This window comes from Haemophilus parainfluenzae (assembly GCF_003253005.1).
Taxonomy (GTDB): domain Bacteria; phylum Pseudomonadota; class Gammaproteobacteria; order Enterobacterales; family Pasteurellaceae; genus Haemophilus_D; species Haemophilus_D parainfluenzae_M.
On record NZ_QEPZ01000001.1, the window covers coordinates 376,134 to 398,783 of the forward strand.

General features: G+C 39.4%; 23 protein-coding genes and 2 tRNA genes. 10 read left to right on the forward strand and 15 right to left on the reverse strand.

What is annotated here, in order from left to right; all coding sequences use genetic code 11:
* Nucleotides 1-9: 9 nt before the first annotated feature.
* From DPV97_RS01915 to mutY, 7 genes are all read right to left on the reverse strand, one after another.
* Nucleotides 10-1,380, reverse strand: coding sequence for an L-serine ammonia-lyase (locus tag DPV97_RS01915; protein WP_070715088.1), 1,371 nt, complete (start codon nucleotides 1,378-1,380; stop codon nucleotides 10-12).
* Between the two features lie 35 nt (nucleotides 1,381-1,415).
* Nucleotides 1,416-2,654, reverse strand: a complete 1,239-nt coding sequence (locus tag DPV97_RS01920; RefSeq protein ID WP_070715086.1) for an HAAAP family serine/threonine permease — start codon at nucleotides 2,652-2,654, stop codon at nucleotides 1,416-1,418.
* A gap of 288 nt (nucleotides 2,655-2,942) precedes the next feature.
* Nucleotides 2,943-3,018 (reverse strand) — tRNA-Asn (locus tag DPV97_RS01925).
* A gap of 2 nt (nucleotides 3,019-3,020) precedes the next feature.
* Nucleotides 3,021-3,096: transfer RNA gene (locus tag DPV97_RS01930), tRNA-Phe, on the reverse strand.
* Between the two features lie 228 nt (nucleotides 3,097-3,324).
* Nucleotides 3,325-4,404: a membrane-bound lytic murein transglycosylase MltC gene (gene mltC / locus DPV97_RS01935; RefSeq protein WP_049363303.1), complete on the reverse strand. Its 1,080-nt coding sequence runs from the start codon at nucleotides 4,402-4,404 to the stop codon at nucleotides 3,325-3,327.
* A 9-nt stretch (nucleotides 4,405-4,413) separates the two neighbouring features.
* A complete protein-coding gene (locus DPV97_RS01940; RefSeq protein ID WP_005696845.1) occupies nucleotides 4,414-4,686 on the reverse strand; it encodes an oxidative damage protection protein in 273 nt (90 codons plus the stop codon).
* A complete protein-coding gene (gene mutY / locus DPV97_RS01945; RefSeq protein ID WP_070715083.1) occupies nucleotides 4,679-5,797 on the reverse strand; it encodes an A/G-specific adenine glycosylase in 1,119 nt (372 codons plus the stop codon). The genes DPV97_RS01940 and mutY overlap by 8 nt, the downstream gene beginning before the upstream one ends.
* Before the next feature lie 192 nt (nucleotides 5,798-5,989).
* Between mutY and rpmE the strand changes: the two genes are divergently transcribed.
* Nucleotides 5,990-6,202, forward strand: coding sequence for a 50S ribosomal protein L31 (rpmE, locus tag DPV97_RS01950; protein WP_070715081.1), 213 nt, complete (start codon nucleotides 5,990-5,992; stop codon nucleotides 6,200-6,202).
* Nucleotides 6,203-6,335: 133 nt separating this feature from the next.
* Here the strand turns inward: rpmE and DPV97_RS01955 are convergent, their stop codons facing one another.
* Nucleotides 6,336-8,540: a FepA family TonB-dependent siderophore receptor gene (locus DPV97_RS01955; protein ID WP_070715078.1), complete on the reverse strand. Its 2,205-nt coding sequence runs from the start codon at nucleotides 8,538-8,540 to the stop codon at nucleotides 6,336-6,338.
* A gap of 253 nt (nucleotides 8,541-8,793) precedes the next feature.
* On the opposite strand from DPV97_RS01955, the gene DPV97_RS01960 reads away from it, so the two are divergent.
* The 3 genes from DPV97_RS01960 (at nucleotide 8,794) to DPV97_RS01970 (ending at nucleotide 11,880) form a co-directional block, all read left to right on the forward strand.
* On the forward strand, nucleotides 8,794-9,501 hold the full coding sequence (locus tag DPV97_RS01960; RefSeq protein ID WP_070715076.1) for a 7-cyano-7-deazaguanine/7-aminomethyl-7-deazaguanine transporter: 708 nt from the start codon (nucleotides 8,794-8,796) through the stop codon (nucleotides 9,499-9,501).
* A 14-nt stretch (nucleotides 9,502-9,515) separates the two neighbouring features.
* Nucleotides 9,516-10,832 carry an MFS transporter gene (locus tag DPV97_RS01965; RefSeq protein ID WP_070715074.1) on the forward strand — a complete coding sequence of 439 codons (1,317 nt, stop codon included), beginning with the start codon at nucleotides 9,516-9,518 and terminating at the stop codon, nucleotides 10,830-10,832.
* Nucleotides 10,833-11,052: 220 nt separating this feature from the next.
* Entirely contained in the window at nucleotides 11,053-11,880 is an 828-nt protein-coding gene (locus tag DPV97_RS01970; RefSeq protein ID WP_070715072.1) for a class II glutamine amidotransferase, read from the forward strand.
* A 69-nt stretch (nucleotides 11,881-11,949) separates the two neighbouring features.
* Here the strand turns inward: DPV97_RS01970 and gorA are convergent, their stop codons facing one another.
* Nucleotides 11,950-13,320, reverse strand: a complete 1,371-nt coding sequence (gorA, locus tag DPV97_RS01975; protein WP_070715071.1) for a glutathione-disulfide reductase — start codon at nucleotides 13,318-13,320, stop codon at nucleotides 11,950-11,952.
* A 233-nt stretch (nucleotides 13,321-13,553) separates the two neighbouring features.
* Between gorA and DPV97_RS01980 the strand changes: the two genes are divergently transcribed.
* Both DPV97_RS01980 and hemH read left to right on the forward strand, forming a co-directional pair.
* Nucleotides 13,554-13,973, forward strand: coding sequence for a hotdog fold thioesterase (locus DPV97_RS01980; RefSeq protein ID WP_049375425.1), 420 nt, complete (start codon nucleotides 13,554-13,556; stop codon nucleotides 13,971-13,973).
* Entirely contained in the window at nucleotides 13,970-14,941 is a 972-nt protein-coding gene (hemH, locus tag DPV97_RS01985; RefSeq protein WP_049375424.1) for a ferrochelatase, read from the forward strand. Before DPV97_RS01980 ends, hemH begins: the two co-directional genes overlap by 4 nt.
* A 238-nt stretch (nucleotides 14,942-15,179) precedes the next feature.
* Here hemH and DPV97_RS01990 read toward each other — a convergent pair whose 3' ends face one another.
* Nucleotides 15,180-16,238, reverse strand: a complete 1,059-nt coding sequence (locus DPV97_RS01990) for a porin (RefSeq protein WP_049367034.1) — start codon at nucleotides 16,236-16,238, stop codon at nucleotides 15,180-15,182.
* Nucleotides 16,239-16,429: 191 nt separating this feature from the next.
* Nucleotides 16,430-17,413, reverse strand: coding sequence for an elongation factor P--(R)-beta-lysine ligase (gene epmA / locus DPV97_RS01995; protein ID WP_049375423.1), 984 nt, complete (start codon nucleotides 17,411-17,413; stop codon nucleotides 16,430-16,432).
* Nucleotides 17,414-17,692: 279 nt separating this feature from the next.
* On the opposite strand from epmA, the gene frdA reads away from it, so the two are divergent.
* Genes frdA through frdD form a run of 4 tightly spaced genes read left to right on the forward strand, consistent with a single transcriptional unit; the run spans nucleotide 17,693 to nucleotide 21,032 of the window.
* On the forward strand, nucleotides 17,693-19,492 hold the full coding sequence (gene frdA / locus DPV97_RS02000) for a fumarate reductase (quinol) flavoprotein subunit (RefSeq protein WP_032822607.1): 1,800 nt from the start codon (nucleotides 17,693-17,695) through the stop codon (nucleotides 19,490-19,492).
* The gene (locus tag DPV97_RS02005) at nucleotides 19,485-20,255 is read left to right on the forward strand and encodes a succinate dehydrogenase/fumarate reductase iron-sulfur subunit (RefSeq protein ID WP_005696861.1); all 771 of its coding nucleotides are present in this window, start codon (nucleotides 19,485-19,487) and stop codon (nucleotides 20,253-20,255) included. The genes frdA and DPV97_RS02005 overlap by 8 nt, the downstream gene beginning before the upstream one ends.
* Nucleotides 20,256-20,265: 10 nt before the next feature.
* Entirely contained in the window at nucleotides 20,266-20,676 is a 411-nt protein-coding gene (frdC, locus tag DPV97_RS02010; protein ID WP_070715069.1) for a fumarate reductase subunit FrdC, read from the forward strand.
* An 11-nt stretch (nucleotides 20,677-20,687) separates the two neighbouring features.
* Complete coding sequence (frdD, locus tag DPV97_RS02015; protein WP_070715067.1) at nucleotides 20,688-21,032, forward strand: fumarate reductase subunit FrdD; 345 nt, start codon at nucleotides 20,688-20,690, stop codon at nucleotides 21,030-21,032.
* Between the two features lie 150 nt (nucleotides 21,033-21,182).
* On the opposite strand, the gene rplI is transcribed toward frdD, so the two are convergent.
* Genes rplI through rpsF form a run of 4 tightly spaced genes read right to left on the reverse strand, consistent with a single transcriptional unit; the run spans nucleotide 21,183 to nucleotide 22,579 of the window.
* Entirely contained in the window at nucleotides 21,183-21,632 is a 450-nt protein-coding gene (gene rplI / locus DPV97_RS02020; protein ID WP_070715066.1) for a 50S ribosomal protein L9, read from the reverse strand.
* 14 nt (nucleotides 21,633-21,646) lie between these two features.
* Entirely contained in the window at nucleotides 21,647-21,877 is a 231-nt protein-coding gene (gene rpsR, locus DPV97_RS02025) for a 30S ribosomal protein S18 (protein ID WP_005696867.1), read from the reverse strand.
* A gap of 11 nt (nucleotides 21,878-21,888) precedes the next feature.
* Nucleotides 21,889-22,215, reverse strand: a complete 327-nt coding sequence (priB, locus tag DPV97_RS02030) for a primosomal replication protein N (RefSeq protein ID WP_005627623.1) — start codon at nucleotides 22,213-22,215, stop codon at nucleotides 21,889-21,891.
* Entirely contained in the window at nucleotides 22,202-22,579 is a 378-nt protein-coding gene (gene rpsF, locus DPV97_RS02035) for a 30S ribosomal protein S6 (protein ID WP_005627620.1), read from the reverse strand. Before rpsF ends, priB begins: the two co-directional genes overlap by 14 nt.
* Nucleotides 22,580-22,650: the final 71 nt, after the last annotated feature.

The window sequence follows — 22,650 nt, forward strand, 5'->3', positions numbered from 1 at the left end:
AATGAAACCTTAAGAACACACTACTTTCACTGCTAAGCCACCTTTTGATGTTTCGCGATATTTAGCATTCATGTCTTTACCTGTTTCATACATGGTTTCGATCACTTTATCCAAGGTTACGCGAGGGTTTGTGGTACGACGTAATGCCATACGGCTTGCGTTAATCGCTTTCACCGAAGCAATTGCGTTACGTTCAATACAAGGCACCTGTACTTGGCCTCCAACAGGGTCGCAAGTTAAGCCAAGATTATGTTCCATCGCAATTTCAGCTGCAATGCACACTTGTACCGGCGTACCGCCTAAGATTTCTGTTAAACCCGCCGCAGCCATTGAACATGCCACACCCACTTCACCTTGGCAGCCAACTTCAGCGCCAGAAATAGAGGCATTCATCTTATAAAGTGAACCAATCATACCTGCTGCTAATAAGTAGCGTTCAATCACGTCTTGTGTTAACGGTCCTACAAATTTTTCGTAATAAGAAAGCACAGCTGGCACAATACCACAAGCACCATTTGTTGGTGCGGTCACAACTCGTCCACCCGCAGCATTCTCTTCGTTTACCGCAAGGGCAAACATATTCACCCAGTCGATTACATGCATTGGATCATTTGCAAGACGATTACTATTGGCTTGCAAGAGACGATAAAGTGACGGCGCTCGGCGTGTCACTTTTAATGGTCCCGGTAACACGCCTTCTGTATGAACACCATGTTCAATACAATCCTTCATAGTTTTCCAAACATTATGTAAATGCGCTTCAACCTCTTTTTTACCATGTAATGCCAACTCATTTCTCATCATCATCGTAGAAAGCATTAAGCCATTTTCCTGACAATGTTTTAAAATATCCTCAGCATGTTGGTAAGGATACGGCACTGTCACTGGATTTTCTTCCTCTTGACCAAAATGTGCTTCATCCACGATAAAACCACCACCAATGGAGTAATAGGTTTGGCGGTAAATTACCTGACGATCAGCATCTAATGCAGTAATGGTCATGCCGTTTTCATGCAACGATAAAAAGGAATTATGGAATACCATATTAGTATCCCAGTCGAAATTAACCGTTTTTTTACCTTGTGCAATCGACAGCGTTTTGGTTTGTTTAACTTGTTCGATAAATGTTGGGATTAAATCAATATCCACATCGTGAGGTAGATAGCCAGCTAATCCCATAATGATTGCAATATCGGTATTATGGCCATGTCCTGTCATAGAAAGGGAGCCATACACATCCACATGCAAGATCGCGACCGAATCAAATTTACCTTGTTCGATTAAATCGTCAATAAACTGCTTGCCTGCTTTCATCGGACCAACAGTGTGGGAGCTGGATGGCCCAACGCCCACTTTAAACATATCAAATACACTAATCATATTATTTTCAATCCTAAGCTAAACTAAAAAGTCGCTTATAATAATCCATATACGACCGCAGAGATAGCAATTAATCCCATTACTGTTACAAATACATTACTAAAACGACCTTGATAGCGTTTCATCGCTGGAACATTGCGGATAGCATACATTGGCATAATGAAAAGGATCATCGCAATAATTGGGCCGCCAAGTGATTCAATTAAGCCTAAAATACTTGGGTTAATGATTGCTACTCCCCATAAAGTGAGTAAGAAGAATACTGCGGTACTGTAATTTAATTTTTTACGATTTACACTTTCACCTTTCATTTTGAGGTATAAACCTTCTAGACCTTCACGAGCCCCTAAATAATGGCCAAAGAATGAACTGGTAATTGCCAAGAACGCTACTAACGGACCAAAATAAGAGATGTATGGATTATCAAATTTGTTCGCAAGATAAGACAAGATACTGATATTTTGTGCCTTTGCCTCTAATAACTCTGCCGGTGTTAACGTTAATACGCAGCTAAACACAAAGAACATCACAAAGAAAAGTAATACGGTTGAAGTACCTTTTTCTGTATGACCAATGTGATATTCCGTTTTATCAAAATCTTTATATTCACGTTGTTGAGAAAGTGTGAAAGAAGAAATTGCCGGAGAATGGTTAAAAGAGAAGACCAATACTGGGATAGTTAACCACAATGTAGTTACAAAACCACTCGCTGTAGGAAGCTCATAAAGCATTGATGCATTCCATTGAGGAATGAGATAGATTGATAATGCAAAGAGAATCAATACCAATGGATACACCAGTAATTCAGTGATTTTTAACATTACTTTTTCACTGAATAACATTATCGAAATCAAGATCGCAATCAATACAAAAGAAAGAATCACACGGTTTGGTGAAGCCATACCTAATTGGTTGACGATAAAAGAATCAACCGTATTGGTGATCCCGTTTCCATAAATCAATAAAATTGGGAAGATCGCAAAGAAATATAATAAAGTAATTAATTTCCCTGCAGTCGGGCCGAAATGTTCTTCTACCACTTCGGTAATATCACTGCCCGGTTTAGAAGAAGACAAAACGAAATAAGCCAAACCACGATGAGCAAAATATGTCATTGGTCCGACTAAGATAGCCATTACCACTAATGGCCAGAAACCGCCCATCCCTGCATTAATTGGTAAAAATAATACCCCTGCGCCCACCGCAGTACCAAATAAATTTAATACCCAAGCGGTATCAAATTTATTCCATTTTTTGTTAATTGTAGTGCTCATATATCACCCTCTAAAGTTAAAATTATAAAATCGTTCATTTAATGACTATTCATTCATTAAATTAGTGGCTGCATTATGATGAGATTAGGGATTGATTGCAAAGTGCAAAATAATAAAGTGTGATCTTGCTAACAATTTTATGTGACTTTTTTACATAAATATTTATCTAGATCAAAAAAGTGTGGTGAAAAATTTAAGCACATTTGAAAGAGAAGAAAAATAACAGAATAATGGCTGAATTATGAAAAGCAAAAAGCCGCTAAATTTCTTTAGCGGCTTTTTAGAATTTGGCTCCTCCTGCGGGACTCGAACCTGCGACATATGGATTAACAGTCCACCGTTCTACCGACTGAACTAAGGAGGAAATGGTGCCTCGAGGCGGAATCGAACCACCGACACGGGGATTTTCAATCCCCTGCTCTACCGACTGAGCTATCGAGGCGTTATCGTTATTGGCTACTGCCTGACAACGGAGCGTATTAAACTATTTTTTCGGGTATCGGTCAACAACTAAATTAAAAAAAAGTGAAAAAGTTGGTGTGTTTGAGTGGTTAATAACCAAAACGACTATAAAAAGAACGTATTTTGTAAAACTCAATCAAAAATAACCGCACTTTTTCAAAAAATAATGCCCGAAATTTCTTTCGGGCATTATTTTTAATAGCTGAAATTATCGTCTTACACGGAATTTCTTCTGCGCCGCATCAACTTTCAACAAGTAGTTTCTTGCTTGTGAAGATGGGTGTGCGGTCGTTAAAATACGATACACTTGTTCAGGATACATTTGGTTGATCTTATAGATCGCCTCATCTTTATCCTCATCGAATACACGTAATACTGCACCTGCACCACTGTTGTAAGCAGAAATCATTGCAAAACGTTTAGAGGTAGGATTCGTAATACCATCTAAATATTGATTTTGCAGAATCCATAAGTAAGAAACCCCCGCATCAATGTTATTTGCAGGATCATAAAGGTAACGCGCAGATGGTTGTCCCCCCTTACCTTTCATCGCAAATACATCGCGACCTGCTGTGCTTGGTACCACTTGCATTAAGCCGATTGCATTCGCATAACTGATCGCATACGGGTTGAAGCTAGATTCTGTTTGCATAATACCTAAAATCAAGCTTTCATCAATACCATAGCGTTCTGCGGCTTTACGAACTAATGGAATATATTTTTGTGCACGCACCTCAACGTGGTTTGCAATCATTGAGATCACCACAAATTGCACGGTGTTACCATTTTGCAGGCGGCGAGTTTGTAATTTATTTTGAATTAAATAAGTCGCAAAGTTACTTGCAATCACTTGGTTAGCAATTTGCTGACCATTGTTATCCACAACCTGACCTAATAAGAAAGGACGCGTACTGATCGGTACATCACCAGAAGCGAATAAGTCGATGCCTTTCGCATCCGAGCCCATCAATAAAGTATGGACAATCGCATTATGTAAGCGATTAAGATCTTGTTGAGTTTCAACAATAATCGTACCTTCATCAAAGCTTACGTGACTACGCGTATAAAAAGAGTCCGTATATTTCACATAGTCTTTGCGGCTCGCCACTAAAAGCTCATTTACCCCCCAAATACGATCGATATTGTGAGAGAATTGACCTGTTAAAATATCTAAACCTTGAGTGTCTTTTGCAAACACTTCGTCATAATTAACACCGCGTCGATGGGTTGGCGAGTCGCTACACGCATATAAAAGCGGAAGTAGCGCCAATAATAAATACCTTTTCATAATCTTTTGTCATTTAGATGGGGGAACGTAACCTTCAATATGCACATCTTTGCCTTCAAATAAGAAATTCACCATTTCTTCTTCTAATAATTTACGATGTTCGGCATTCATCATATTGAGTTTTTTCTCGTTCACTAACATGGTTTGTTTTTTGATCCATTCACCCCATGCTTGTTTACTAATTGAATTAAAAATACGTTTACCTAATTCACCGGGATACAGTTGAAAATCCAACCCTTCTGCATCTTTTTTCAAATATTCGCAAAAAACGGTTCTAGCCATAATAATTCCTTACAAATTGCGTTAATAAATTTTTCACAGGCTGAGCTAACCCGATCTGTTCAGGTGACGTTGGATCATACCAATATTTGACCGCACTTAATAGACCAGATCGAGATTCTTTTCCTTTTTCTGACAATTTTTTCCAATCTGAACGATCGCCATCTTCAGATTTTAGATCAACCTCAACATAAATAGGATGAATGTCTAAGTGAAAATGGCTAAAGGTATGACGGAAAGTCACCCATTCTTGATACTCAGTAATCCCTCGTTCTTTCAGATAATTCAGCAATGTTTGTTTATCATCAAACTGAGGAAAACAATATAATCCACCCCATAAGCCTTTGCTTTCGCGCTGTTCCAGCCAAACTTTTCCTTGATGAGATAAAATCAAAAAATAGCTTTGTTTTTCCGGCAACGATTTTTTGGGTTTCTTTCCTGGAAATGCCATCCACTTTTCAAGTTTATTGGCTAAACAATCATTACTTAGAGGACAAAGATCACATTTTGGTTTCGTTCGAGTACAAATAGCCGAACCGATATCCATCATCGCTTGATTAAATTCAGCGACTCTCGTTGTTGGAGTAACCTGTTCGCTTAACTGCCATAATTGATTTTCAACTTTCTTCTCGCCAGGCCAACCTTCAACAGCAAAATAACGAGAAAGTACACGTTTTACATTGCCGTCTAAAATCGGATAAGGTTGATTTTGCACAGAAGATAAAATTGCCCCTGCCGTCGATCGCCCTACGCCTGTTAATGCCCAAACTTGCTCAAATTGCGTAGGAAATTCGCCTTGATATTCATCTCTAATGGTTTGAGCGGCTTGATGTAAATTTCTCGCACGGGCATAATAACCTAGCCCCGTCCACAAATGTAATACTTCATCTTGCGAAGCATTGGCAAGTGCGGTCACATTAGGAAAGGTCTTTATAAAGCGGTCAAAATAAGGGATCACCGTAGCAACTTGAGTTTGTTGTAACATCACTTCAGAAAGCCAAACACCATAAAGGGTTTTATTTTGCTGCCAAGGCAAATTTTTACGCCCAAACTTGTCATACCATTGTAAAACAGAATGGGCAAAAGGGGCATCAACAGAGGATTGAGCTAACATAACTTTCCTAAAGTACGGTCAAAATAAGCAAAAATTTTGTGATGATTTTATCACTAAAGCACACCACTTGATCAATTTGATTTTTTCAGTATAATTCGCAGTCTATTTGGTGCCGGATTGTCGGTGATTATTAACTCACGCGGTGTAAGTGGAAAGCATTTATAGCGGCGTGGCTTCAATTTGAGGTTTTCTATGAAACAAGGTATTCATCCTGAATATAAAGAGATTACTGCAACTTGTTCTTGCGGTAACGTGGTCAAAACTCGTTCAACTTTAGGCAAAGACATCAACCTTGATGTGTGCGGTAGCTGCCACCCATTCTACACTGGTAAACAACGTGTTGTTGATACTGGTGGTCGTGTTGAACGCTTTAACAGCCGTTTCAAAATCCCAGGTACAAAATAATTTGAATCTGTGTGAAGAACCCTGCCCTATGCAGGGTTTTTTATTATCTAAAATTCACTATTTTCCAAATTCAATCAATAAAAAAGTGCGGTCAAAATCGACCGCACTTTTTCTATCAGTTCTAAATGCTCAATTAAAATGAATATTTTACTGTTGCATAATATGCTCGACCTGGCTCATTGTAAGTGCTTGCTCCATTATTTTCGCGATAAACACGTTTATCAAATAAGTTGCTCACACCAATACGTACACTAATCGTATCTTTCCAGTTATAACCTGCACTTAATCCCCAAACGGCATAACTACCGATTTCAGTTGAATTAGCTAACGCTGCTGCATTTTCCATTCTTAACTCTTTTACTTTACGGCCGGTTTGTTTGCCATATTGCGTATAAGTCAGCATTGCATCAAAACCGTCAGTAATCTGATAGCTCAAGCTAGAGTTTAATGTATATTTCGGCACAATAGAAAGCGGATTGCCTGTGTCTTTATTTTTGGTTTTGTGCATATAAGTGAAGTTATTCACCCAAGATAATTTATCTTCAATTAGTGGTAAAGTGAAGTTTCCTTCTAGACCTTCAACAAGTGCACGATTTGCGTTACTCCATTGATAAACTGAATTACCTGCCGTAGTCGTTCCAATGTAAACACCATCTGAAATAATTTTGTTACGATAATCATTACGGAAATAAGCAATCGATGCTAAATAGCCACCTTTAGCGTATTCAACCCCAATTTCTTTATTCCAGCTTACCTCAGGTTTTAAATTCTCATTTCCTTGGAAATAACAGGCCCCTTTTGCAGCACCATCTACAGGACAACCATTTCCGCGCGTGTAAAGTAAGTAATTAGGATTACTTTGATAAAGGTTAGGGGCTTTATAAGCTCTTGCAATACCACCTTTTAATTTCCAACTATCTGTTAAGCTATATAAGAAGTTTAATCCGCCACTGACATTCGAACCAGATTTTGTGTTGTAGTCGTAACGAACTGATGGCGTTAAAATTAAACTTTGAGTTGCTGCAATATTATCCTCTAAGAATACTGCCCACTCACTTTGGCTCGTATAACTATTACGGTTTTTACTAATGCCATTAAAACTTTCTGATTTGACACGGTCACCCAATTCTTGCGTCATTGAATGTGCATCATCTAAAGAACTATGTACACCTTCAAAACCAAGTGTAACCATATGATCGACACCTAGTGTAAATGGAATATAGAATTCTGAGCTAAAACGGGTATTTTTTAACACTGAATCCGAGAAACCCGTTGTACTTAAATAACTTCCTTCCGGACCGCCTGCTAGCCCTTCAGGTAATCGACTATTTTTAGTTTTATCAAACGCGATATAAGTTTTATTATCAAAATGATCAAACTTACCTTCATAAGTTAACGCATAGTTTTGACGATAAAGACGAGCTGTTTCCGCATTTGAATCAGCAAGTGCGGTTGTGGCTACTGGTTTTTTCGTTTTTTGATTAACCAAGCCATACTGATTACTATTTTGCGTATCACCGTTATAAATATTGCCTTGACGACTGAAACCAGAATCCAAGGTTAATTTATTTTTCTCATTGATATTCCACACTAAACGGCCATTAATATCTTTATTACGTACACCTTCACGACCAGCAATTGCAGGATTACCATTAATGCCGACTTCATCTGCTTGTGTTTTGTTCCAGTTACCATATAAACGGAATTGCAATACGTCTTTAATTAACGCTCCGCTTAGATTAAAACCGACACGGTTCGTTGCGCCTTCTTTGCTGTCTTCTGGTTGATTGGTGTAATAACTTAAGCTACCGTGTAAATCATTGGTAACTGGTTTAGTGATAATATTAACTACCCCACCCATTGCACCTGAGCCATAGCGTGCAGCCGAAGGACCACGTAATACTTCAATTTTTTCAATGGCTTCAACTGGCACCCAGCTACTGTCACCACGAGAGTTACGTTCACCACGCACACCATAACGTTCTGCATTACGAGAGGTGACGGGTTTACCATCCACTAAAATCAATGTATTTTCTGGTCCCATACCACGAATATCAATTTGACGTTTATTTCCGCGTTGTCCTGTAGATGAGTTACCCGTCAAATTCACACCAGGCATGGTACGTAATACTTCAGATACATCATTCGTTGCTGGGCGTTTTTCAAAATCTTTTGCCGTAATAAGAGAAGAACCAAGTGATTGCTTTACCTGATCTTCCGCAGTAACTTTAATTTCCTCAAGTTTCTCTTCTGCATAAGAATAGTTTGAAAAAAGAGCGATTGTTAACGCACTTAATGCGAAGAATGATGTTGTTTTTAAATGATTGGATTTATACATTGAAATGCTCTCCTGGCATATGTGGAATAAATAATGCCCGAGGATTTTAGTACAATATTATTTTCATGTAAATAATAATTCTTATCATTATAATAAGTGCATTAACTAGAATAGGTAAAAATACCAAAATTTTTGACCGCACTTTCTTGCAATCTCAACAGATTCTAGTATCATTCACGGCTCGCTAATTTGGCGAGTTTATTTCTATTGTCGGGTTCCCTACCCCCGATTAACCAACTAAAAAGGTCTTAAAATGAAAATTAATACCCCAATCTTTAATGATCAACAAAAACGTTTTGCTTTAATTTTATTAAGCTTATTTCATATCTTCATCATCACAGCCAGTAACTATTTCGTTCAAATTCCATTTGAAATCAATTTAAAATTTACCGCACTTGGCTTTGCTGATGATTTTTCATTCCATAGTACATGGGGCACACTCACCTTCCCATTCATTTTCTTAGCCACTGATTTAACGGTACGCGTATTCGGGGCGAAAGAAGCCCGTTGGATCATTTTTATTGTGATGATTCCAGCGCTTATTGTCAGTTACATTGTTTCGGTTGTTTTTTCTAATGGACAATATCAAGGATTAGGTGCATTGAGTGAATTCAATATGTTTGTTTTTCGTATTGCGTTCGCCAGTTTCTGTGCTTATGTTTTCGGACAATTATTAGATGTGTTAGTATTCAACCGTTTACGCCAGTTAAAAACGTGGTGGATTGCACCGAGTAGTTCAATGACATTTGGTTCCCTAGCAGATACCTTTATGTTTTTTGCCGTAGCGTTCTATCAAAGTAGCGATCCTTTCATGGCAGAACATTGGTTTAGCCTTGGATTCGTCGATTACTTATTTAAATTATTTGTCGGTATTGTCTTGTTTGTACCTGCTTATGGTGTGGTACTGAGCATGATCTTACGTAAACTTCAATCACTCGCAGACTCTCGTCAGTTTGCTTAACTTAAGGAAATAAAATGACTGAAACGCTTTCTCTTAGAGCCAAAATAGAACAAAGCCCAATGGGGGCTTATCAATGGATGATTGTGGTCATGGCTGCCATCATGAATTTACTTGACGGCTTCGATGTATTAGCCCTCGCCTTCACCGCAACAGCCATTCGTGGCGAATTTGGACTCACGGGGATTGAGTTAGGTTATTTATTAAGTGCCGGCTTGTTTGGGATGACAGCCGGCTCACTTTTCCTCGCTCCACTCGCCGATAAAATCGGTCGCCGCCCATTGTTATTAATGGCAGTATCACTCTCTGCTATCGGTATGTTAGGCTCTGCGTTTATTTCACAATATCAATGGCTCGGTTTCTGGCGCGTTATCACTGGTCTTGGTGTCGGCGGTATTTTAGTGGGCACAAACGTGATCACCAGCGAATATTCCTCTCGCAAATGGCGTAGCTTTGCGATCAGTGTCTATGCTGCTGGTTTTGGTATCGGTGCAGTATTAGGTGGTATATTCGCCGTGATGTTGCAAGGTGAATATGGCTGGCGTTCCGTGTTTTTAGCGGGCGCTATCTTGACCAGTTTACTTTTAGTGGTTTTATTTATTTGGTTACCGGAATCTATTGACTTCCTCACCTCCAAACAACCTAAAAATGCTGAAGTGCGGTTAAATTTAATTGCAAAAAAAATTGGTTTAGCCGGTGATTGGAAACTTCCTGAAAAAGCAGAAAAAGTTAAAACTAAATTGCCTATTAGCCAATTATTTAGCGAAAAATACTTACATTCTACCCTGTTAATTTGGACGGCTTTCTTTGCAATCATGTTCAGCTTCTATTTTATCAGCTCATGGACACCAGCCTTATTAAAAGAAGCAGGCATGACGACAGAGCAAAGTGTGAGCGTCGGAATGATGATCTCATTAGGGGGCACTTGTGGCGCCTTAATCTATGGCTTACTGGCTAGCCGTTGGACAGCACGAGGCGTGTTAATTTTATTCACCGTCTTATCTTCTGCAGCAATCATTACCTTTATCTTATCCTCGTCCGTTTTATGGATTGCGATGGTATTCGGTATTTTAGTTGGTGCACTCATGAATGGCTGTATCAGCGGTCTTTATACCTTAAACCCACTTACTTATGATGCCGATATTCGTAGCACCGGTGTGGGCTGGTCGATTGGTATCGGTCGTATTGGTGCAATTCTTGCTCCAACGATTGCGGGTCAATTATTAGATATGGGCTGGGACAAACAGAGTTTATATGTTGGCGTTGGCTTTGTGATGTTGATCTCAACAGTCGCACTCTTTTTCTTAAAAAGCCGCTCCGAAATTAAAGCATAATCTTAAAAAATATAACAAAAGGCGTGATAAACACGCCTTTTTTATTAACTTAATAAAGTGCTCATCCATAGCCTTCAGATCAGAAAGATTTTCAGGTTATTTTATGTAACATTTTCTTCTAAAAATCCTTTGTTATCCATCTTGAATTTCAACGCATTATGGTGTTAAATCAGCACACATTATAAGGTTATAAAAATATAAAAATAAGTTGTAGGAATTTATGTGCCAATTACTCGGAATGAACTGTAATACACCGACGGATATTGTCTTTTCTTTTGAAGGTTTCCGTCGTCGTGCCGGTCTTACCGACTGCCATTCAGATGGCTTCGGTATCGCTTTTTTTGAAGGTCGTGGTGTGCGTATTTTTCGCGATAACCACGCTGCCTCACAATCCCCTATTGCGGATTGTGTAAAACAATACAAAATTAAATCGCTCAATGTGATTGCTCACATTCGTAAAGCAACACAAGGTGGTGTCACCATTGAAAACACCCACCCCTTTATTCGTGAAATTTGGGGACAAAACTGGGTGTTTGCTCACAACGGTAATTTAAAAGAATTACCGGATATGTCTGAGAGTTTCTGTCAGCCGATTGGCTCAACTGATTCAGAAGCGGCCTTTTGTTATATGGCGGAATATTTGAAAAATCGTTTCCGTCGTAAACCATCTGAAATGGAAATTTTTGAAGCTATTCAAGACATTACCAAAGAGCTTTCACAAAAAGGCACCTTCAACTTTATTCTTTCGAATGGAGAATGGATGATTGCCCACTGCTCAACCAATTTGCATTACTTAACACGTAAAGCCCCTTTTGGTAAAGCACACCGCATTGATGATGATGGCGTCATTGATTTTAATGATTACGCAAAAGATGGCGACAAAGTCACCATCATTACGACGTTCCCTCTCACCAAAGATGAACCTTGGGTTAAAATGGAACATGGTGGTTTCGTATTCTTCAAAGAAGGAGACAAAATTGCTGAGGTCGTCGGTGTGGCTAAAGAAATGGAAGATGATGGTACATTAGGCAATCGCGTTGCAGCCTAATAACAAATCACAATAAAAAGTGCGGTCAAAAACATCAGAGATTTTTAACCGCACTTTCTTTATCTGCAATTAACGCATTGTGACAAATTCTTCAGAACCTGTTGGGTGAATCGCGACTGTATTATCAAAGTCTGCTTTAGTTGCCCCCATTTTGATTGCCACAGCAAAACCTTGAATCATTTCATCTACACCGAAACCAATGCCGTGTAAGCCCACGATTTTCTCTTCTTTGCCGACACATACTAATTTCATTCGGCAAGGTTGACGATGTTCAGTGACAGCGGTGTACATTGCGGTGAAAGAGGATTTATACACTTTCACATTTTCTTCGCCATATTGCTCAATCGCTTGCGGTTCAGTTAAACCGACTGTACCGATTGGCGGATGGCTGAATACAACGGTTGGCACAAGATTGTAATCTAAATGCTCATTTGGTTTGTTATTGAATAAACGCTCAGACAAACGACGACCGGCCGCCACGGCAACTGGTGTTAATTCAATACCACCTTCGATAATATCACCTACCGCATAAATGCCAGGTACGTTTGTATTTTGATATTTATCGACAATAATTTGTCCGCGTGAATTGGTTTTCACACCGGTGACTTCAAGATTAATCACATCCGTTGCAGGTTCACGACCAATCGCCCAAATTAACGTATCCACTGTAGTTTCTCGGCCATCTTGTAATTTCAAGGTAAGCGAACCATCCGCATTTTTAACCACTTCCTCTGGTAATGCTTTGGTATGTAATTGGATACCATCTTGTGCTAACACTTCAAGTAAAGTTTCCACAATCAATGGATCTTGATTACGCAATGGAGCATGTTGGCGCACAAATAAATGCGTTTCGCTGCCTAAGCTATTTAAAACACCCGCTAATTCAACTGCAATATAACCTGCGCCTACTACTGCGACACGTTTTGGCAATTCATTTAAAGCAAATACACCATTTGAATCAATTCCGTATTCTGCACCTTTTACTGCAGGAATACTTGGGCGGCCACCCGTCGCAATTAAGATATGATCGGCGGTCACTAATTCTGTTGAACCATCTGCATAGCTCACTTCAATCGTTTTCGCATCTTTAAAACGCGCAAAACCATTTAGAACATCCACGTTATTTTTCGCTAATACATTATTGTAAGACGTATGAATACGACCGATGTAAGCTTGACGGCTCTCGACTAATTTCGCGTAATCAAACTTTTTCACTTCTACATCAAAACCATAAGCAGGTGCATAGTTATTAATGGCTTCTGCAACTTGTGCGCCATAGAACATCACTTTTTTCGGTACACAACCTACGTTTACGCAAGTACCACCGAGATGTTTTGCTTCAATAATTGCACATTTTTTGCCATAGCTTGCCGCACGGTTAATTGAAGCAATCCCACCTGAACCGCCACCGATCGCAATATAATCATAATGTTTAGTCATTGTAATGATCCTTTTTTACTTACTAGAATTTTCTCCTATTTTGCCTAAAACTAAAGAAGAAAGCTATAAATTGATTTAATTGGGATTGTCTATATGAAAAGAAAGATCGCTCATTTTCAGCATAAATATCAACATAAAAAGTAGATTTTCGTTATAATGCCAACTTGCCTCTAGCAAAAAAACAAGCATAAATCATCTTAAAAACTAAGATGCTTACCAAAGGAAAAACCGATATGGCAATCTGGAAAAAAGCATTCACACTTAAGCAGCTCAATGAAATGGGAAAACATTGTGCCGTTGACCATCTGGGGATTGAGATTTCGGCTTATGGAGAAAACTGGATTGAAGCAAAAATGCCCGTTGATCATCGCACTACTCAGCCTTTTGGCTTATTACATGGTGGTGTGTCTGTTGCTTTGGCTGAAACTATTGGTTCATTAGCGGGATTTCTCTGTATAGAAGAAGGTCAAGCTGCCTTAGGATTAGATATCAACGCCAATCACCTTCGCCCAGTAAAACAAGGCGTTGTGATCGCTAAGGCAATGCCTATCAGTTTAAGTAAAAATATCCATGTCTGGCAAATTGACATTCGTGATGAACAAGATAAACTCTGCTGCGTTTCTCGATTAACGCTTTCTATCAAATATTTATGACTATAACTCAAAAAATTGGCATCATTTTAGCAAACCTTGGTACGCCTGATGCCCCGCAACCCGCTGCGATCTCCCGTTATCTGGCCGATTTTTTAATGGATCCCCGTGTGGTCGATTTACCTCGTTGGAAATGGTATCCCCTTTTAAAAGCCATTATTTTACCTATGCGTTCTAAACGCATTGCACAAAATTATCAATCTATTTGGACAGAACAAGGTTCTCCCCTGCTTGCGATTACAAAGCAACAACAAGCCGGTTTACAAGCTTATTTAAATGAAAAAGGCATCAATGCACAGGTCGAAATTGCTATGACTTACGGCAATCCATCGATGCAAAGTGCGGTCAAAAATTTACTTAAAAATGACGTGGAACGCATAATTGTGTTGCCACTTTACCCGCAATATTCCAGCACAACAACCGGTGCATTGATTGATGCGTTCAATCGTGCCATTGCACAAGAACGTAATATTGTGCCTTTTGAGTTTATTCATTCCTATCATCTTAATGAAAACTACATTAATGCCTTAGTGGATTCGATTAAAGTGCGGTTAAAACCGGATGAGTTTTTGCTTTTTTCTTATCATGGCATTCCATTGCGTTATGAGAATATGGGCGATTATTATCGCCAGCACTGTAAACAAACCACGATTGCAATTGTGGATAAACTTGGCTTAATAGAAAACCAATGGAATATGACATTCCAATCACGCTTTGGGCGTGAAGAATGGTTACAACCTTATACCGATCACTTTTTAGAAGAAGCGGCTTCTCAAGGCATTCAGAAAATAGCTGTGATCTGCCCGGGCTTTTCGGTGGATTGCTTAGAAACCTTAGAAGAAATAGAGGTTGAAAATAAAGAGAAATTCTTGACACATGGCGGCGTTTCTTATCACTACATCCCTGCATTAAATGCAGAAAAAGCCCATATTGAAATGATGGGAGAATTGATTTTGGATAAGTTGCAGTAGTAAATCTCCTTTAATTAAATCTCCCCCTAGCCCCCTCTTTACAAAAGAGGGGGTATTTTATTGGCAAATAAATGCTCTATGTTCTATGCTCTTAGTCCTCTCAAATACTCCCATAAAATATTAAAAGTAACTCATAAAAAAGCCCCTCTTTTGTAAAGAGGGGTTGGGGAGATTTAAAAAGATAAACAAAAAGGCGAACCTTTCGATTCGCCTTTTAAGATTTCTTTCTAATCAAAGATTAGAAGTATACACGCATACCTACACCGATAGCTCTGTCTTTAGTTTTACCATCGTAAGCATAACCACCATTTGCATTTTCAGCATAATTTTTAGTTGTTACGTATTTACCTTCTAAGAACACTACGACTTGTTTATGAAGTTTGTAGTCTGCACCAAGTAAGAAACCGTGAGTTTTATCTTTGGTAGTTTCACCTTTTACGCGTTCATATAGGTAGTTACCATATACTTGAGATGCTGGAGTTACTTGATATGCAAAGCCTGGAGATACGTAGAATTTATTGGTTTTTGCATCATTTTCTTTTTCATGAGCATAACCAAAGTCACCAGTTAATGTGAAGTCGCCAAATTTATAACCTAATGATGCTAAAAAACCATCTAAACGGTGTTTATATGACGCATCAGTTTCAAAGCTAGTGTGGCCATAAGCGAAACGTGCATCTAAATCACCCACTGTATATAATGCACCTACAGCATAAGCATTTTTAATACCTGGTTTTAGCAGTTTGCCTTTTTCATTATTTCTTTGACCAAAGTTATAGTTTGCACTTAATTGCAAACCTTCAATACCTTTATAGTCATAACGAACTACACCAGTACCCGCAGTAGGAATATATTTACCTTTTGGAATGAAACCATATTCATAGTCAACCGCTTGGCTTAAATCATCTGCAATAGTTAACTGACGACCAAATGTGATATCACCAGTTGCTTTACTACCTAAACCTACATAAGCACGTTTAGCGTAAAGTCTACCAAACTCATCACGAGAATCAGTATCATCAAAACGGAATTCTAAACGACCTAATGCATAGAAATCGTTATCTAAATTATGTTTTACAGTGATGCCGAAACGTGAACCTGCATTACGTAAAGCTGAGTTAGCTGTTTTAGTTGACTTACCAGCGGCATCGTATTTTTTGCTATCCGCTTTTTCCATGATTAAACGAAGAGAACCGTTTAACTCAACTTTAGTACCTTCGTTGTCGTAAACTACTGCTGCGTTTGCTGCTGAAGCGGCAAATGCAGAAACGATTAATGCTGCTAGTGTCTTTTTCATAATTGTTATTCCTTTTGGTTGTTACCGATGATTTTTGATTGAAGCAATTTTTCATAAAAGTTCAATCTCCGAAATAGACGTCGCAAATATTACAAAATAAACCTATAGTGTCAATGGAGGATCCCGACCAATGTTCTAAAATCCGATCAAGATCACATTTTTTGAACAAAAAAGGATATTTTTTGAGCAAACTAAGCGCATTCCACCGAAAATGAAATCACCTCTTTAATGCTTTTAGCGCCTAATGCAATCATAATTAAACGATCAACACCTAAAGCAACGCCTGACGTATTCGGAATGCCCGCTTGTAATGCAGCAAGAAAACGATGATCAATTTCACGTTGTGGCAAACCAGCTCTTGCACGTAGGCGATTATCTTGCTCAAAACGATGTTGTTGTTCACGAGCATCTGTAAGCTCATGAAAACCGTTGGCTAGCTCTAATCCTTTATAATAGAACTCAAAGCGTTCTGCTACTCGGCTATCTTCAGGACTAAGCTGCGCAAGTGCCGCTTGGGAAGAAGGGAAATGATAAACGGCGACTGGCGTCTCTTGACCAATTTTAGGTTCTACCACTTCACTGAATAGAAATTGTAATAAAGTATCACGATCCTCATCTTCATCTGCCATAAAGTTGTATTTACGTGCAACTTCCACCAATTCTTGACGAGTCGCTGATAATGGATCTAATCCTACATATTCTTGGAAGACAAATTGATAACTTAAAGTTTCTGCGGGTTTACAATCGAGAATCTGTTGTAGTAAATCATCGACTTCATTCATCAGACGGTACATATCAAAGTGCGGTCGATACCATTCGAGCATAGTAAATTCCGGATTATGGCGATTGCCCGCTTCTTCATTACGGAATACTTTACCAATTTGAAAGATCGGTCCACTGCCTGCCGCCAGTAAACGCTTCATGTGATATTCCGGACTTGTGGAAAGCCAGAGCATTTTCGACAGTTCATCAAAAGGGGCAACAAATTCTGTATTAAAGGTGGAAAGATGAAGATCCGTCACGCCAAATTCACTTAAAACTGGAGTTTCTACTTCTAGTAATCCACGTTCAGTAAAGAACTGGCGAATATCAGCAATAATTTTGGCTCTCGCCAATAAGTTTTTAATTGATGCGGAAGGTTGCCATTCTATTTTTTTATCGCTAAGTGCGGTCATTTTTTTCTCCGTTTTCACCTTTAAAATGAATTAGACTATTGTAAACAAGAGTAATTTTTAACTCAATAATCCGACTAAATCATTCTTAAACGAAAACGGTTATCATCTAAAAATATATAAAAAAGTAACTTTTTTGAGTTAGATCACACTTTTGATATTTTATCCGTTTATTCGGGAAAAAAGGTTACTAATTTGTGAACAAAAGTGGCAGAATGACAACATATCCCCTATTTATTTAGGGCATTTTATTTTTTTACTTTCTATTGATTGGAGGATATCGTGCAAACGGTTAATGTCGATATTGCTATTGTTGGCGCTGGTGGTGGCGGTTTACGTGCCGCAATTGCAGCAGCAGAAGCAAACCCTAACTTAAAGATCGCATTAGTTTCTAAGGTTTATCCTATGCGTAGCCATACGGTTGCAGCAGAAGGTGGTGCGGCCGCAGTAATTAAAGAGGAAGATTCCTACGATAAACACTTCCACGATACCGTTGCCGGTGGTGACTGGTTATGTGAACAAGATGTGGTGGAATATTTCGTTGAACATTCTCCAGTGGAAATGACTCAACTTGAACGTTGGGGCTGCCCTTGGAGCCGTAAAGCCGATGGTGATGTAAACGTGCGTCGTTTCGGTGGGATGAAAATCGAACGTACTTGGTTCGCAGCAGATAAAACCGGTTTCCACTTATTACATACTCTTTTCCAAACATCCATTCAATATCCACAAATTCAACGCTTTGACGAGCACTTCGTTTTAGACATCTTAGTTGATGATGGTCACGCTCGTGGTATGGTTGCGATGAATATGATGGAAGGTACACTTGTTCAAATCAACGCAAATGCGGTTGTGATTGCAACAGGCGGTGGCTGTCGTGCATTTAAATTTAACACCAACGGCGGTATCGTAACAGGTGATGGCTTATCAATGGCATATCGTCACGGTGTTCCACTTCGTGATATGGAATTCGTCCAATACCATCCAACCGGCTTACCGAACACCGGTATCTTAATGACTGAAGGTTGTCGTGGTGAAGGCGGTATCTTAGTGAATAAAAACGGCTATCGTTATTTACAAGATTATGGTCTAGGTCCTGAAACCCCAATCGGTAAGCCTGAAAACAAATATATGGAACTTGGTCCACGTGATAAAGTTTCACAGGCGTTCTGGCAAGAATGGAAAAAAGGTAACACCTTAAAAACGGCAAAAGGTGTTGATGTGGTTCACCTTGACTTACGTCACTTAGGTGAAAAATATTTACATGAGCGTCTTCCATTCATTTGTGAATTAGCCAGTGCTTATGAAGGTGTAAACCCAGTTAATGAACCAATCCCAGTTCGCCCGGTTGTTCACTACACCATGGGTGGTATTGAAGTGGATTACAACAGCGAAACTCGCATTAAAGGTTTATTTGCTGTGGGTGAATGTGCATCTTCTGGTTTACATGGTGCAAACCGTTTAGGTTCTAACTCGCTTGCGGAATTAGTGGTTTTAGGCCGTGTTGCAGGTGAATATGCCGCACAACGTGCAGCAGAAGCTCAATCTACAAATCGTGCTGCAGTTGATGCACAAGCGCAAGATGTTGTCGCTCGCCTTAAAGCGCTTTATGACCAAGAAGGTAATGAATCTTGGTCTGAAATTCGTGATGAAATGGGTACCGTAATGGAAGAAGGTTGTGGTATCTACCGTGACCAAGAAAGCATGCAAAAAGCAGTAGATAAAATTGCTGAGCTTAAAGAACGTTATAAACGTATTCGTGTTGCAGACCGTTCAAGCGTATTCAATACCGATGTGCTTTACACTGTAGAATTAGGTTACATCCTTGATGTGGCACAATCTATTGCCAACTCTGCAATTGAACGTAAAGAGTCTCGTGGTGCACACCAACGCTTAGACTATACTGAACGTGATGATGTGAATTATTTAAAACACACCCTTGCTTACTACAATGGCGATGATGCACCGCGTATTGAATACAGCCCGGTGAAAATCACTAAATCTCAACCAGCAAAACGTGTTTATGGTGCTGAAGCAGAAGCGGCAGAAGCGGCTGCGAAAGCTAAGGAGCAAGCAAATGGCTAATTCACCAGTAATGACTGTAGAAGTATTACGCTACAACCCAGAAAATGATCAAGAGCCACATTTAAGCTCTTATCAAGTACCTTATGATAACCAAACTTCTCTTTTAGATGCGTTAGGTTACATTAAAGATAAACTTGAACCGTCTCTTTCTTATCGCTGGTCTTGCCGTATGGCGATCTGCGGTTCTTGTGGGATGATGGTGAATAACAAACCTAAATTGGCTTGTAAGACATTCTTACGTGATTACAGCGGCCATATGCGTATTGAACCATTAGCAAACTTCCCTATTGAACGCGACTTAGTGGTTGATTTAAGCCACTTTATAGAAAGTTTAGAGGCAATTAAACCTTATATTATTGGTAACGAAGCACCAGCATTAGATGGTAAACCACATCCATCAAAAGAATTGCAAGTAAGCCGTACTAAACAAACGCCGGCACAACTTGAAAAATATCGTCAATTCTCAATGTGTATCAACTGTGGTTTATGCTATGCGGCTTGTCCACAATTTGGTTTAAACCCTGAATTCTTAGGCCCTGCAGCGATTACAATGGCACACCGTTACAACCTTGATAACCGTGATCATGGTAAGGCACAACGTATGCCATTATTAAATGGTAAAAACGGTGTTTGGAGCTGTACTTTCGTTGGTTATTGTTCTGAAGTGTGTCCAAAACACGTGGATCCAGCTTCAGCAATCAACCAAGGCAAAGTGGAAAGTGCCAAAGATTATGTTATCTCAATGCTAAAACCAAAAGGCTAAGGGGAAGAATATGTCAGTAACAGTAAGTAAACGCAAAAAATATGTTCGCCCAATGACGGCTACTTGGTGGAAAAAATTGGATTTCTACAAAGCATATATGGTGCGCGAAGCAACCTCTATCTTTGCTGTATGGTTCTGCATTGTATTGCTTTATGGTGTACTTTGCCTTGCAAGCAATCCTGAACCTGGCTTAGGTATTGTTGATTTCATTGGCTTCTTAAGAAATCCAATTGTGGTGTTCTTAAATATCATCACATTAATTGCGACCTTATATCACACTGCAACTTATTTCGTGATGACCCCAAAAGTGATGAACATCATTGTTAAAAATGAGCGTTTACCACATCACGTGTTAAGAAATGCACTTTGGGCAGTTACAGCTGTGATTAGTGTTATCGCATTAATTTTAGTTTATATGTAGGGAGAGAAAAAATGGTCGAACAAAATCCAAAACGCTCTGGTGAACCACCAGTATGGTTGATGTTTGGTGCTGGCGGGACTGTCAGTGCGATTTTCTTCCCTGTGGTAATCTTAATCCTTGGTTTATTGTTACCATTCGGATTAATTGATCCACATAACTTAATTACATTCGCTTATTCATGGATCGGAAAATTAGTTATCTTAGTTTTAACCATTTTCCCAATGTGGTGTGGTTTACATCGTATCCATCATGCGATGCACGATCTTAAAATTCACGTGCCCACAGGCGGATTTATCTTCTACGGCCTCGCAACCATTTACACTGTTTGGGTGTTATTTGCCGTATTAGGTTTGTAATTTAAAAATACTAAATTGATAGGTAAAAGTGCGGTCAAAAAATGACCGCACTTTTTTATTCTCAAAGAATCACTAAAATATTTTCTTAATCCAGAAAAACAAAAAAACCCGACATAACGTCGGGTTTTCTTTTATCAAAAACTTTGATAATTATTCTGCAACAACGATAACATCTAATGTTGCAAATACTTCGCCGTGAAGTTGGAAACGAACATCGTGGTCACCAAGAGTACGGATTGGACCGTTTGGTAAACGAACTTCACTTTTCGCAATTTCAACGCCTGCTGCAGTTACTGCTTCTGCTACATCACGAGTAGTGATTGCGCCGAATAAACGACCTTCATCACCTGCTTTAGATGCGATAGTTACAGAACCTAATGCAGTCACTTGTGCTGCGCGAGCTTGAGCTGCTGCAAGATTTGCTGCTGCCGCTGCTTCTAACTCTGCACGACGTGCTTCAAAGTGTTCAATGTTAGCTTTAGTTGCCATAACTGCTTTACCTTGTGGGATTAAGAAGTTACGAGCGAAACCAGATTTAACATTAACTTGATCACCTACGTTACCTAGGTGAACGATTTTATCTAAAAGAATTACTTGCATTTCCTAACTCCTTCTTAATTGTGATGAGAATCAGAGTAAGGTAATAACGCTAAATAACGAGCGCGTTTGATTGCGCGTGCTAATTGGCGTTGGTACTTCGCACGAGTACCGGTAATGCGGCTTGGTACAATTTTGCCGCTTTCAGAAATGTAGTTCTTTAATGTAGCGATATCTTTGTAATCGATTTCAACAACATTTTCCGCTGTGAAACGGCAGAACTTACGACGACGGAAATAACGTGCCATTTGGCTGTCTCCTAATCTATAAATTCGATTTGCTCGGCATGTAATACTAACTGCGTTAAACCATTTGAGGTTTTATGTGAAGTAATAAACCCTACCACAAGAAGTTTACTGCCGACCGTAATGCTTTGAGTTTTTTCTATTAACTGATTGCCACTGACTTGAACTGGCATCTTTAACCACGCTTGGCGTGATAAACCACTTTCGACTTGTTCGGAACGATGTTCTAGCCAAAATTGGCAATGCGCAATCCCGTTAGGGCTTTTGCTTCGCTTGGGTAATTGACACACAGTGCCGATTAACGAGAAGCGATTATCAAGTTTTGAATTACTCTTCAGCATCCTCAAAATCGTTGTTTTCAACTTCAGCTAAAGGTTTACGTTCTTCTTTAGCCGCTTTCATTGGGGACGCTTCGGTTACGGCGTGCTTAGTATGGATAACAAGACTGCGTAATACAGCATCGTTATAACGGAAAGTCGTTTCTAGCTCGTCGATGACTTGTTGAGGCGCTTCTACATTCATAAGCACATAGTGTGCTTTGTGTAATTTGTTAATTGGGTACGCTAATTGACGACGACCCCAATCTTCTAGGCGATGAACTTGACCACCAGCTTCTTTAACAGAACCTGTGTAACGTTCGATCATACCTGGTACTTGCTCGCTTTGGTCCGGATGAACCATAAACACGATTTCGTAGTGACGCATTACTGCTCCTTACGGGTTAATCAGCCTTTGACGTAGATTAGCCACCAATCTGCAAAGGCAAGGAACGAAAA